This is a genomic window from Marinimicrobium alkaliphilum (assembly GCF_003259155.1).
GTDB lineage: Bacteria > Pseudomonadota > Gammaproteobacteria > Pseudomonadales > Cellvibrionaceae > Marinimicrobium_A > Marinimicrobium_A alkaliphilum.
In genome coordinates, this window is sequence record NZ_QGMQ01000002.1 from 119149 (window position 1) to 131857 (window position 12709).

Consider the following 12709-nt stretch of genomic DNA (forward strand, 5'->3'; position numbering starts at 1 on the left):
GGCCGGATTTGCGGTAGTTTGTTTTTTGGAATACCTTGAAAATCATCAATACTGCGGAATCGCAAAAACGCTAATAAGGTTGTTGTTATGAAGGAGACGTTGCAGCAAGGTGCCGGGGAATCAACACGTTTCGAGGCGCTGTGTGAGTGGGCCAGTGAGCAACTTCCGGCCAAAGATGGGGCCGCGGCTCCGGTCTTTACCCGTCTGGGTGGGGATGCGGGCCATCGGCGTTATTTTCGCCTGAACACCGAACCACCGCTCCTGGCTGTCGACGCCCCGGTTGAAGGGGAGAGTGCCACCCACTTCGCCCACCTGGCGCGTTACCTGCGCCAGCATAACATTGGCGCGCCTGCGGTCGTGGCGGTCGATGAGGGCGAGGGATACCTGCTTCTTGAGGACTTGGGCGACGGCCTGCTGGCCCGGTTGCTCAACGAAGAGACGGCGCCAGCGCTTTACGGCGAGGCGCTGATGACCCTGTTGGCCATTCAGCAATGCCCGGACGACCCGGCGCTGCTGCCGCGCTACGACCAGAGCGCCCTGCGGGGCGAGCTGAATGTATTTGATCAGTGGTTCGCCACGGAGCTTCTGGGGGTCGAACTCAGCGAGGCGGACTGGCATTTGTTGCACGGGACCTATGAGCGCCTGGAGGCACTGGCCGTCGAGCAGCCTCAGGTGCTGGTGCATAGGGACTACCATTCGCGCAATCTGTTGGTGGGAGACAACGGCACCGTCGGCGTGATCGACTTCCAGGATGCCGTGTGGGGGCCAATCACTTATGACCTGGTATCACTCCTGCGTGACTGCTACGTCCGCTGGCCGGAGGAGCAGGTGACCAATTGGGCGCTCAGCTACGGTAATTTGCTCATTGATGTGGGTCTGTTGCCCGAAAATATTGACGGTGAAACCTATCTGCGCTGGTTTGACTGGATGGGGCTGCAGCGGCATATCAAGGTGCTCGGGGTGTTTTCGCGTTTGCACCTGCGCGATGGCAAGTCCGACTATCTGAGTCACCTGCCGCTGGTGATCCGCTATACCCTGGAGGTGGCCGAGCGTCACGCTGAATTGAAACCTTTTGCCGATTGGTTCCGCGAGCGGGTGTTGCCCGCAGCCGAGGCTCAGCCTTGGTACAAGGATTATCGGCGCGCCGGTGACGCCAGCCAATGAAGGCCATGATCTTGGCGGCGGGGCTGGGCAAACGCATGCGCCCGCTCACCGATCATACCCCCAAACCGCTGTTGCCGGTCGCGGGTAAGCCCTTGATTCAATACCACCTTGAAGGGTTGGCCGCGGCCGGGGTGTCAGACGTGGTGATCAATCTGGCGTATCTGGGAGAGCAGATCGAAGCTTTTGTCGGCACCGGTGCGGCGTTCGGCGTGCGCGTTCATTACTCCCGAGAGCCCGAACCCCTGGAGACCGGTGGCGCCCTGGTGCGGGCGTTGCCTTTGCTGGGCGAGGCACCTTTTATCCTGGTGAACGGCGATGTCTGGAGTGATTATCCGCTCCTGGACCTGGTATCGGCGACGCTGCCGGACGCACAGGATGGTCATCTGGTGCTGGTACCCAATCCCGAGTTTCACGGTGATGGCGATTTTGCCTTGCCCCAGAACCCCGGATTGATTGGCGTACAGGGGCCGCGCTTCACCTTTTCCGGTATCAGCCTGCTGCGGCCGCGGCTCATTGCTGAGTACCCCGAGCGGCGTTTGCGCTTCGCGTTGGTTGAGACGTTGCGCTGGGCGATAGCGCGGGGTGCGCTCAGTGGCGAGCTGTATCACGGCCGCTGGAATGACGTTGGCACACCGGCGCGTTTGGCCGAACTGGACCGGTTGCTGCAGGTTGAGCCTGCGGGTAGCGCGGGAATTGTAAATTAACCGAAACAGACCCTTGACCTCGCTTGTGCAGATCCCTATAATTCGCCTCCTCAGTTGATGAGCGGCAACGCAAAAGCATCTGAGTTGTGAATGCGGGGTGGAGCAGCCTGGTAGCTCGTCGGGCTCATAACCCGAAGGTCGTTGGTTCAAATCCAGCCCCCGCTACCAAATTCAGCAGTATGGGGTTTTTCCGATGCTGCAGACGAAAAGCCCCTGTTAGGGGCTTTTTTGTATTTGTGTGTTCGAGGCCGTGGCCACAGCACGCCGACATCAGGGGGCAAACCCCGGCCACAGAGGCCTGTGGCAATAAACGAAATGGGCCTCTGGCCCATTTTTTGTTTGTGGCCAAGTCAAAAGTCATTGCGCGTGCTGGCCGAACTGCGCTTTTTCATCAGGTTGTCAGAATATGGCGTCAAAACAAGAGCAGCTCCAGGCGCTGATTGCCCCGGTGGTGGCGGCGCTCGAATGTGAACTCTGGGGATTGGACTATCTTACCCGGGGGCGAAACAGCATCCTGCGTCTGTATATCGAGCGCGAAGGTGGTGTCACCCTGGAGCATTGCGAAAAGGTCAGTCGACAGGTGAGCAGTATGCTCGATGTCGAGGACCCGATCAGCGGCGAGTACACGCTGGAAGTGTCGTCGCCGGGCATGGATCGGCCACTTTATAGTCTGGCGCAGTTTGGTCAATACGTCGGTGAGACTGTCGCTGTGCGCCTGCGGGTGCCAGTGGCGGGACGCCGAAAAATGAAAGGCACCCTGCACAGTGTGGGGGCCAGCGAAGTACAGCTGGTAGTGGATAACGAGACGTATGCACTGCCGTTTGAAACCATTGAACGAGCGAACATCGTCCCGCGTTTTTAAGACGCGTACACGGGAGTTTAACGAGGCAAACTCATGAACAAAGAAATTTTGCTGGTCGCCGAAGCGGTATCCAACGAAAAGGGTGTCGAGAAGGACATCATCTTTGAGGCGATTGAAACCGCCCTGGCCACCGCCACCAAAAAGCGTTTTGACGAAGATTCCCATATTGAAGTCGTCATCGATCGCATGACCGGTGATTACGACACCTTCCGTTGGTGGGAAGTGGTGAGCGATGATGTGATGGCGGAGTTGGGCACCCAGTTCACCCTGGAAGAAGCCCACGAAAAAGATGCCGATCTGAAAGCGGGTGATATTTACCGCGAAAAAATCGAGAACGTTGGGTTTGGTCGCATTGCCGCCCAGACGGCCAAGCAGGTGATTGTGCAGAAAGTGCGCGATGCCGAGCGCGCGCAGATGGTTGATGAGTACCGCGACCGGGTCGGTGAACTGATCAGCGGTTCTGTCAAAAAAGTGACTCGCGATAGCATTATCGTTGACCTGGGCAATAACGCCGAGGGGCTTTTGCCGCGCGATCAACTGGTAGGCCGGGAAATTTTCCGGGTAGGCGATCGGGTGCGCGCACTGCTTCAGGATGTGCGTAGCGAAAGTCGTGGGCCACAGTTGTTCTTGAGTCGCGCTTGCCCGGAAATGCTGGTCGAGCTGTTCCGTATTGAAGTGCCGGAAATCGCCGAAGACGTTATCGAGATCAAAGGCGCGGCGCGCGACCCCGGTTTGCGTGCCAAAATTGCGGTCAATACCAACGACGGCCGTATCGATCCGGTCGGTGCCTGTGTCGGTATGCGCGGTTCGCGCGTACAGGCCGTATCCAACGAGTTGGGCAACGAGCGTGTCGATATCGTGCTCTGGGACGACAACCCGGCTCAGTTTGTGATCAACGCGATGTCGCCAGCGGAAATCGAGTCGATTGTTATCGACGAAGATGCCCACTCAATGGACGTGGCCGTCAATGAAGACAACCTGGCGATGGCCATCGGCCGCGGTGGCCAGAACGTGCGCCTGGCGTGTGACCTGACCGGTTGGGCCATCAATGTCATGAGCATTGAGGATTGGCAGGCCAAACAGCAGGAAGAAGCCGGTAGCTACATCGACAAGTTTATGAATGCGCTTGATGTGGACGAGGACATTGCGGCGATTCTGGTAGAAGAAGGCTTTACCAGTCTCGAAGAAGTGGCTTATGTGCCGCTTGACGAAATGCTCGCGATTGACGGCTTTGACGAAGATATTGCCGAAGAGCTGCGGGCACGGGCCAAAGACGCCCTGTTGACCCAGGCTCTGGCCTCGGAAGAGCAGGTTCAGGGCGGCGACCCTGCGCAAGACCTGCTGGACATGGAAGGTATGGACGATGCCACCGCCCACGCGCTGGCGAAGAAAGGCATCATCACGATGGAAGATCTGGCCGAGCAGTCTGTTGATGACCTGCTCGAGGTGGAAGGTATCGATGATACTCGCGCTGCGGCGCTGATTATGAAGGCTCGCGAGCCCTGGTTTGAGTAACAGTAGTCAACCAGATGCCGGTAGCCAACCGCCTGCCAGTGAGCAACGAACATTATTGAGGAAATGCAATGGCTGAAGTAACTGTAAGCGAACTCGCCACATCAGTCGGGGTTCCGACTGAGCGCCTGCTGCGTCAAATGCAGGAGGCCGGGTTGAGCCATAAATCTGCAGATGCGTCTGTTTCGGACGACGAGAAACAGAAACTGCTGGCTTATCTGAAAACCAGCCACGGTGACTCGGTCGCGCAGCCGAAAAAGATTACGCTGCAACGCAAGACCACCACCACGCTCAAAACGGGCTCGGGCAGTGGCCGCAAAACCGTGAACGTCGAAGTGCGCAAAAAACGCACTTACGTTAAGCGCGATCCCGACGAGCTGGCGGCTGAAGAGGCGGAAGCCAATGCAGCGGCTCAAGCCGAGTTTGAACCGGAAGAGCCAGTAGCGGCGGAGCCGGAAGCCAAACCTGAGACTGAGGTTAAAGCCGAGACGCCGGCACCCGAGCCTGAGGCCGCGCCGAGCGAGCCCGAGCCCGAGGTTGTTGCCGAGCAAGCTGAGCCTGAGGCGGAGCCCAAACCCGAGCCCGAGGCCGCGTCAGCGCGCTCGTTTGTCGATGACATCGAAGAGAAGCGTCAAGCCGCTATCGAACGGCGCAAGGCTGAAGATGCCAAGCGTGAAGCGGAGCTGAAAGCGAAAGAAGATGCGCGTAAGCGCGAGAGCGAGCAAAAAACGAAGCCGGCACCAGCGGCTACCGCACCTGCGACACCTGCGCCCGATGACGGTCCTGCGCCGATCAAGGATGACGGTCGTCCGCACAAGCGTAAAGAGCAGCGTCGTCCGGCGGACGAAGATGACGAAGGTAAGCCGCACCGCAAACGTGCGGGCAAGGCCTCCAAGAAAGCGCTCAGTGGCCCGAAAAAAGGTTCGCGTCGCGATCTGTATGAGATGGCCGTCGAGGGTGAAGACCAGGAGTTGCTGGCTCGTCGACGCACCATGCGTGCCAACCACAAGGCTTCCAACAAACACGCCTTTAAAAAGCCGACCACCAAAATCGTGCACGAAGTTGATGTGCCCGAAGCGATCACAGTGGCCGATCTGGCGCAGCGCATGACCGTCAAGGCCGGTGAAGTCATCAAGCATTTGATGAAGATGGGCGTAATGGCAACCATCAACCACTCGCTTGATCAGGAAACCGCCGTGCTGCTGGTCGAAGAGATGGGCCACAAAGCCCGTCTGGTGAGTGCCAATCAGGTGGAAGATCAACTTGAAGAGCTGGTGGTCATTGAGGGTGAGTTGAAGCCCCGTGCACCGGTCGTTACCGTTATGGGGCACGTTGACCACGGCAAAACCTCGCTGCTGGATTATATTCGCGAAGCTAAAGTCGCTTCGGGTGAAGCGGGCGGTATTACCCAGCATATCGGTGCATACCGCGTGCCCACCAGTCGCGGCGAGATCGCCTTCCTGGATACGCCGGGTCACGCCGCCTTTACCGCCATGCGTGCCCGCGGTGCTCAGTGCACCGACGTGGTTGTGCTGGTCGTTGCGGCTGACGATGGCGTTATGCCTCAGACCGAAGAGGCGATCAATCACTCGCGCGCTGCTGAAGTGCCGATGGTCGTGGCCATCAACAAATGTGACAAAGAAAGTGCCGACCCGGATCGGGTCAAGAACGAGTTGTCCGCTAAAGGCGTAATCCCGGAAGATTGGGGCGGCGATACCCAGTTTATCGAGGTGTCGGCGCACACCGGGCAAGGCATTGATGAACTGCTTGAAGCCATCGCGCTGCAGGCAGAAATCCTGGAGTTGACGGCGGTTGAAGACTCTCCGGCCAAAGGTGTGGTGATTGAATCGCGCATCGAGAAAGGCCGCGGTGTGGTTGCTACGCTGTTGGTTCAGCAAGGTACCCTGAAACACGGCGACCTGGTGCTGGCCGGACAAAGCTACGGGCGCGTCCGTGCCATGAGTGATGAGCGGGCGCAACAGGTCAAGCAGGTGGGACCGTCCTCGCCGGTGGAGATTCTGGGCCTGGATGCAGCCCCCAGCGCCGGTGACGAGTTCGTGGTACTCACTGATGAGCGCAAGGCCCGGGACGTGGCCGAGCATCGTGCCGAGAAAGAACGCCAGACCCGTCTGCAGCGTCAGCAGGCCGCCAAGCTTGAAAACATGTTCTCCAATATGGAGAGCGGACAGGCCAAGACCCTGAGTGTTGTGGTCAAAGCGGATGTGCGCGGCTCGCTCGAAGCGATTCAATCAGCGCTGCTTGATTTGGGTAACGAGGAAGTACAGGTCAATATCGTCTCCTCGGGCGTTGGTGGTATCACCGAGAATGACGTCAACCTGTCGATGACTGCGGACGCCATCATCCTGGGCTTCAATGTTCGGGCCGATGCGCCCAGCCGTCGTCTGGCTGAGACCGAGAATGTCGAGATTCGCTATTACAGCATCATCTATCAGCTGCTCGATGAGATCAAAAGTGCGCTCGGCGGCATGCTGGATCCTGAGCGGGTCGAAACCATTGTCGGTATTGCCGAGGTGCGCGAGGTATTCAGCTCACCCAAGTTTGGCCAGGTGGCTGGCTGTATGGTGGTCGAGGGTACCGTGTACCGCAACAAGCCCATCCGTGTGCTGCGTGACAACGTGGTGATCTTCGAAGGCGAACTGGAATCGCTGCGTCGCTTCAAGGACGACGTCAACGAAGTGCGCAACGGCATGGAGTGTGGTATTGGCGTGAAGAACTACGACGTCAAAGTCGGTGACCAGATCGAGGTCTTCGAAGTCAAAGAAGTCGCGCGCGAGCTTTAAGGCGCGCGCTCGACCTTTCGCCTCGGGCGGTGTCAGACACCGCTCGGGGCGTTGTTGTTTCCACGACGGCTATCGATACCGTTTTTACAGAGGGTGGCTCCTATGGCCAAAGAATTTAATCGTTCCGACCGTATTGGCGATGCCATTCAGCGCTTTCTGGCGCAGATTATTCCCCAGGAATTGCGCGATCCGCGGATTGGCATGGTCAATATTAATGATGTCCGCGTCAGCCGTGATTTGGCCTACGCCAAAGTCTATGTCACTTTTGTCGGTAGCGACGAAAGTACCAGCCTGGAAGGGACTGCAGCTCTGAACAAGGCCTCCGGTTTTCTGCGCAGCTTTCTGGCCAAGGAATTGACCAGTCGCTCGGTGCCGCGGCTACAGTTTATCTATGACAAGACCGCGATCGAGGGTCAGGAACTGTCCTCCTTGATCGACCGGGCGGTGGCCAAGGATCGCGACCGTCAGGAGCAGCGTGAAGAGCCGGACGAGCACTGATGGGGCGCACACGTAAAGGTCGCCCGATCGATGGCGTGATGCTGTTGGACAAACCTGGCGGGATGACCTCGAACAGGGCGCTGCAAAAGGTCAAATGGTTGCTTCAGGCGGCCAAGGCGGGGCATACCGGGAGTCTGGATCCGCTGGCCACGGGGGTCCTGCCCTTGTGCTTCGGCGAAGCCACCAAGTTTTCCCAGTTTCTACTGGATGCCGACAAGTGCTACCGCAGCCGTTTTTACCTGGGTGCCACCACCACCACCGGTGATGCCGACGGCGATATTCTGGAAGAAAAAGACGCCAGTGGTCTGGTTCGCGACCAGGTTGAGCGGGCCCTGGCGAGTTTTGTGGGCGATATCCTGCAGATCCCGTCCATGTACTCGGCGCTCAAACACCAGGGGCAGCCGCTCTACAAACTCGCCCGGCAGGGGGTAGAAATCGAGCGCAAGGCGCGCCCGGTGACTATTTTCCGTATTGACGTGCTTGAGTTTGTGCCCGGTCCCCGCGCCGAGGTGGTCCTTGAGGTTGCCTGCAGCAAGGGTACCTATATTCGTTCGCTGGCCGAAGACCTGGGTGCCGCCCTGGGCTGTGGAGCCCATGTGGCGGAGCTGCGGCGCATCGGTGCCGGACGCTTTGACGATACCCGCATGGTGACCCTGGAAGCGCTCGAAGCGGCACGGGAGGCCGGGGGGCCTGAGGCGCTCGACCATTGGCTTCTGCCGGCCGACGCCCCCGTGGCTGAACTGCCAGGCTTGACCCTGCCCGCCGACAGCGGCTATTACTTCCGTTTGGGGAACCCGGTGATGGACCCCCAAGTCTATCGCCTGGGCCAACAAGGTGATATGGTACGGGTTTTCGTCGCCGCCGAGGGCGCCGAGCCGCGTTTTTTGGGGATCGGTGAGCTCAACGACGAGGGCCAAGTGGCCCCGAAACGATTAATTGCCAGCCCGGCGTGAGCCGATTGGCAGCCCTGTTTGTACCGTCGGCCCCTGGCTGCCGGGCAAATCGGATCAAGGCAATTAGGCGCTTGATCCTGGCCCACCTGTAAATATGCACGGGTGTGGCTGTATTGTTGACGCATATTAACTGAGGAAATGATTATGGCACTGAGTGCTGCAGAAAAAGCTGAAGTCGTGAAAGAGTATCAGCAAGCTGAAGGTGATACCGGATCTCCGGAAGTCCAGGTCGCGCTGTTGACCATCAACATCAACAAGCTGCAAGGCCACTTCTCTGATCACAAACAGGATCACCATTCTCGTCGCGGTCTGATCCGCATGGTAAACCAGCGTCGCAAGCTGCTGGATTACCTGAAAGGTAAAGACGCCAAGCGCTATGCTGCGTTGATCCAAAAACTGGGTCTGCGTCGTTAAGTGTTTTCGTGCCCGCGTTCCGCGGGCACTTTTTTTCTGTCAGCGCGGGGTTGCCGGAGCCGGTAGCTCAGCGTTGGCGTGCCTGTCGGTTGGCCGGAGGTAACGGTCCACTGAAGAGTCATTTGGACGATGTATCGCGTGTAAAACTGTCTGGCTGCGTGATTGAAAAGCCAAGCGAATGCAATAAACAGTCAATTGTTAGAAGGTAGAGAAGAGTGAATCCAGTTATCAAGAAATTCCAGTTTGGGGACGAAACCGTTACCCTTGAAACCGGTCGGGTTGCGCGTCAGGCCACCGGCGCAGTGCTCGTGACCATGGGCGAAACCGCTGTCCTCGTTACCGTTGTCGGTGATAAAAAAGCCAAAGAGAATCAGCCGTTTTTCCCGCTGTCTGTGCACTACCAGGAAAAGGCCTACGCCGCCGGCAAGATTCCCGGTGGTTTTTTCAAGCGTGAAGGCCGCCCGTCGGAAAAAGAAACCCTGACCTCGCGTTTGATTGACCGTCCGATTCGCCCGCTGTTTCCCAAGGGCTTTATGAATGAAATTCAGGTGGTGTGCACGGTCATGTCTACCTGTAAAGCCGTGGATCCGGATATTCCGGCTATGATTGGTACCTCTGCAGCTTTGGCTGTTTCCGGTATCCCGTTCAACGGCCCGATTGGTGCGGCGCGGATTGGCTACAGCGCTGAGCACGGTTACCTGCTCAACCCCAACTACGCCAAGCTGAAAGAGTCCGAGTTGGACATGGTCGTGGCCGGCACTAAAGATGCCGTGCTGATGGTTGAGTCTGAAGCCAAAGAATTGCCCGAAGACATCATGCTCGGTGCTGTGCTCTACGCTCACCAGGAAATGCAGTCTGTGATCCAGGCCTGTGAAGAGCTGGCACGCGATGCGGCCAAGCCCGCTTGGGACTGGACCCCCAAGGTTGTCAACGAAGAGCTGCTGAACGCCGTGAAAAGCGGTTACGAAGCCGGTATCGGCGAGGCCTACCGCATTACCGACAAGATGGAGCGTTACACCCGTCTGCAGGAGCTGCGTGCCCAGGCCGTGGAAAGTCTGAGCAACGAAGAGCAGGGCGTGACCGGTGAAGCGGTATCCGAACTCTTTGCGAAGGTGGAAAAGAACCTGGTGCGTACCCGTGTCGTCAACGGCGAACCCCGTATCGACGGTCGTGATAACAAAACCGTACGCGGTATTGATGTGGAAGTGGGTGTGCTGGCCAAGGCCCACGGCTCGGCTCTGTTCACGCGCGGTGAAACCCAGGCGCTGGTTGTCGCCACCCTCGGTAACGCTCGCGATGCCCAGATCATTGACGCCCTTGAAGGCGAGCGCAAAGATCACTTTATGCTGCACTACAACTTCCCGCCCTACTCTGTGGGCGAGTGTGGTCGCATGGGTGGCACCAACCGCCGTGAAATCGGTCATGGCCGTCTGGCCCGTCGCGGTATTGGCGCGGTTCTGCCGACCGAAGACACCTTTCCCTACACCATGCGTGTGGTGAGCGAAATTACCGAGTCCAACGGTTCCAGCTCAATGGCCTCCGTCTGTGGTGCCAGTCTGGCGCTGATGGATGCCGGTGCGCCTTTGAAAGCGCCGGTTGCCGGTATCGCTATGGGTCTGGTTAAAGAAGGCGAAAAATTCGCGGTTCTGACCGACATCCTGGGTGATGAAGATCACCTGGGTGATATGGACTTTAAAGTGGCCGGTACCGCCAGCGGTGTGACGGCACTGCAGATGGATATCAAGATCGAAGGTATTACCGAAGAGATCATGGAGATTGCCCTGGAGCAGGCCCTGGCTGCACGTCTGCACATTCTGGGCGAGATGAACAAGGTCATCGCTGCGCCGCGTGATACCGTGAGCGACAATGCGCCGCGTTTTGAAACCATCAAAATCGACCCGGACAAAATCCGCGACATCATCGGTAAAGGCGGCGCTACCATTCGCTCGATTACCGAAGAAACCGGCGCGTCTATCGATATCGACGACAACGGCTTGATCAAGATCTATGCTGATGATACCGAGGGCCTGCAGGCGGCGCTCGACCGTATCGGTGAGATCACGGCTGAAGCCGAGATCGGTGCCATCTACGAGGGTACCGTGGTACGCATCGTTGACTTTGGTGCCTTTGTCAACTTCCTGCCGGGCAAAGACGGTCTGGTTCACATCTCCCAGATCGCCGATGAGCGGGTCAACAGCGTAAGTGACTATCTGAAAGAAGGTCAGGTTGTGAAGGTCAAATGTCTGGATGTAGACCAGCGTGGCCGTATCAAGCTGTCGATCAAGGAAGCACAAGCTGAACAGGCCCAGGCTGAAACCTCCGAGGAGTAATCCTCGGGTTTTCCCTGTAATAAAAAACCCCGGCATCGCTGCCGGGGTTTTTTTATGCCTACCCATTTTGGTGGCGCTGAAGTCAGATCGACCTCAGCGCATGAAAGGGTTTAGCAGGCGGTGCCAGCCCTTGGTGAACTGAATCGGGGCCTGAACTACAGTCAAACAAATGCAGTCTTCGTTTTCGAGCGCCCGAGGGGTGTGGATATGCTCAGGACCTACGTCGTGAGAGACAAAATCACCCTCATGGTAGACGCCGTTTTCATCTGAGAACCCGCCTTGCATGATCACCGTCAGCTCAGTGCCTTGGTGGCGGTGAGTCGGCACCTTGGCCCCTGCGCGAATACGCTGAAGCACCACCTCAAAATCGCCGAGCCCCAGTTTGTCTGTCAGGTCATATTTGGCGATATCACCGGTCTGTTTTGACCAGGGCAGGTCATCCCAGCGGTCTGTCGGGAGATACTTGAGCAACGGGTTGCGATAGCCAGGCAGTTGCTCATCAGGCGCGCTGCTCACCGCGTCTGCCGTCGCACACTTACTGCTCTCTATATGCGCCATCAATGCCTCAAAGCTGCCTTCCTCCACACTGGCAGGCTGGGTCGAGTCCAGCAGGGAACCCCCGAGGGTGTTGAGTTTACGCAGTTGCTCTCGACAGTGACCACACATCGATAAGTGAACGGACACGGCCAAAGCGCAGGCCAGGTCGAGATTGCCGGCAGAATACTCCACCAGGGTCATGTCGTCGGGGTGGTGATGACTCATAAATCGGTTGCCTCTAACTTGACGCGTAACTTCTTGAGGGACAATCTCAAGCGCCCCTTCAGGGTACCCAAAGGCACCTGAAGCTCTTCTGCCACCTCTTGGTGGGTCTTACCTTCATAATAGACCTTGCGCACCGCAATCAACTGCTCTTCAGGCAAGGTATTAATGGATTCATTCATGTGCTTGGCGGTCGAGCCGGCCTGAATCGAGCGGATAGTGGTATCTTCAACAGGAATCTGCCACAGGTCCTCAGTCTCAATCACAATTTCCGCTTTTGTACGGTTACGTTTGCGCAACAGATCAATGCGCTGGTTGCGGGCAATCGTAAAGATCCACGTAGATACAGACGCCAATGACGCCGTGTATTTACCCGCATTGCGCCAGACACTGGTCAACACTTCCTGCACCAGCTCCTCTGACTGCTCGCCCATCCCCTGATTGATGGCATAAGCCTTCAGGCGGGGGGCAAAATAATCGTAGACTTGCTTGAACGCTCTCTGGTCACCGGTCTGGGCTACCTGATTTAACAGCTTACCCCAGTCGGGCGTGCGAGACTCGTCCGTGCCGGGATCGCTCATGGAATTGGCCTTGGCTCGGGTCGTCAACATGCAATGCCTCTAAAGTGGTCCGTTATTCGGAATGGCCTGCACGAGCTGGCCAATTGCTGTTACGGACTTTTACGCATTACGTTTGTGGGCGGATCACAAAA

11 protein-coding genes and 1 tRNA gene are annotated in these 12709 nt (G+C 57.7%); 10 read left to right on the forward strand and 2 right to left on the reverse strand.

Annotation, left to right across the window (positions count from 1 at the left end):
• Positions 1 to 87: 87 nt before the first annotated feature.
• The 10 genes from DKW72_RS03960 to pnp all read left to right on the forward strand — a co-directional run bounded on the left by DKW72_RS03960 (position 88) and on the right by pnp (position 11238).
• The gene (locus DKW72_RS03960) at positions 88 to 1164 is read left to right on the forward strand and encodes an aminoglycoside phosphotransferase family protein (RefSeq protein ID WP_111641034.1); all 1077 of its coding nucleotides are present in this window, start codon (positions 88 to 90) and stop codon (positions 1162 to 1164) included.
• The gene (murU, locus tag DKW72_RS03965; protein WP_111641035.1) at positions 1161 to 1868 is read left to right on the forward strand and encodes an N-acetylmuramate alpha-1-phosphate uridylyltransferase MurU; all 708 of its coding nucleotides are present in this window, start codon (positions 1161 to 1163) and stop codon (positions 1866 to 1868) included. Before DKW72_RS03960 ends, murU begins: the two co-directional genes overlap by 4 nt.
• 91 nt (positions 1869 to 1959) lie before the next feature.
• A tRNA-Met gene (locus DKW72_RS03970) sits at positions 1960 to 2036 on the forward strand.
• Positions 2037 to 2274: 238 nt separating this feature from the next.
• Positions 2275 to 2730 carry a ribosome maturation factor RimP gene (rimP, locus tag DKW72_RS03975; RefSeq protein WP_111641036.1) on the forward strand — a complete coding sequence of 152 codons (456 nt, stop codon included), beginning with the start codon at positions 2275 to 2277 and terminating at the stop codon, positions 2728 to 2730.
• A 33-nt stretch (positions 2731 to 2763) separates the two neighbouring features.
• Positions 2764 to 4245 carry a transcription termination factor NusA gene (nusA, locus tag DKW72_RS03980; protein ID WP_111641037.1) on the forward strand — a complete coding sequence of 494 codons (1482 nt, stop codon included), beginning with the start codon at positions 2764 to 2766 and terminating at the stop codon, positions 4243 to 4245.
• Between the two features lie 68 nt (positions 4246 to 4313).
• Positions 4314 to 7043 (forward strand): translation initiation factor IF-2, encoded by a 2730-nt coding sequence (gene infB, locus DKW72_RS03985; RefSeq protein WP_111641038.1) that lies wholly within the window; start codon positions 4314 to 4316, stop codon positions 7041 to 7043.
• Positions 7044 to 7145: 102 nt separating this feature from the next.
• On the forward strand, positions 7146 to 7541 hold the full coding sequence (gene rbfA, locus DKW72_RS03990; protein ID WP_111641039.1) for a 30S ribosome-binding factor RbfA: 396 nt from the start codon (positions 7146 to 7148) through the stop codon (positions 7539 to 7541).
• Complete coding sequence (gene truB, locus DKW72_RS03995; RefSeq protein ID WP_111641040.1) at positions 7541 to 8494, forward strand: tRNA pseudouridine(55) synthase TruB; 954 nt, start codon at positions 7541 to 7543, stop codon at positions 8492 to 8494. The genes rbfA and truB overlap by 1 nt, the downstream gene beginning before the upstream one ends.
• A gap of 144 nt (positions 8495 to 8638) precedes the next feature.
• The gene (rpsO, locus tag DKW72_RS04000) at positions 8639 to 8908 is read left to right on the forward strand and encodes a 30S ribosomal protein S15 (RefSeq protein ID WP_111641041.1); all 270 of its coding nucleotides are present in this window, start codon (positions 8639 to 8641) and stop codon (positions 8906 to 8908) included.
• 215 nt (positions 8909 to 9123) lie between these two features.
• On the forward strand, positions 9124 to 11238 hold the full coding sequence (gene pnp, locus DKW72_RS04005) for a polyribonucleotide nucleotidyltransferase (protein ID WP_111641042.1): 2115 nt from the start codon (positions 9124 to 9126) through the stop codon (positions 11236 to 11238).
• Between the two features lie 93 nt (positions 11239 to 11331).
• On the opposite strand, the gene DKW72_RS04010 is transcribed toward pnp, so the two are convergent.
• Both DKW72_RS04010 and DKW72_RS04015 read right to left on the reverse strand, forming a co-directional pair.
• The gene (locus DKW72_RS04010) at positions 11332 to 12000 is read right to left on the reverse strand and encodes a ChrR family anti-sigma-E factor (protein WP_111641043.1); all 669 of its coding nucleotides are present in this window, start codon (positions 11998 to 12000) and stop codon (positions 11332 to 11334) included.
• Positions 11997 to 12608, reverse strand: a complete 612-nt coding sequence (locus DKW72_RS04015) for a sigma-70 family RNA polymerase sigma factor (protein WP_232522309.1) — start codon at positions 12606 to 12608, stop codon at positions 11997 to 11999. The genes DKW72_RS04010 and DKW72_RS04015 overlap by 4 nt, the downstream gene beginning before the upstream one ends.
• Positions 12609 to 12709: the final 101 nt, after the last annotated feature.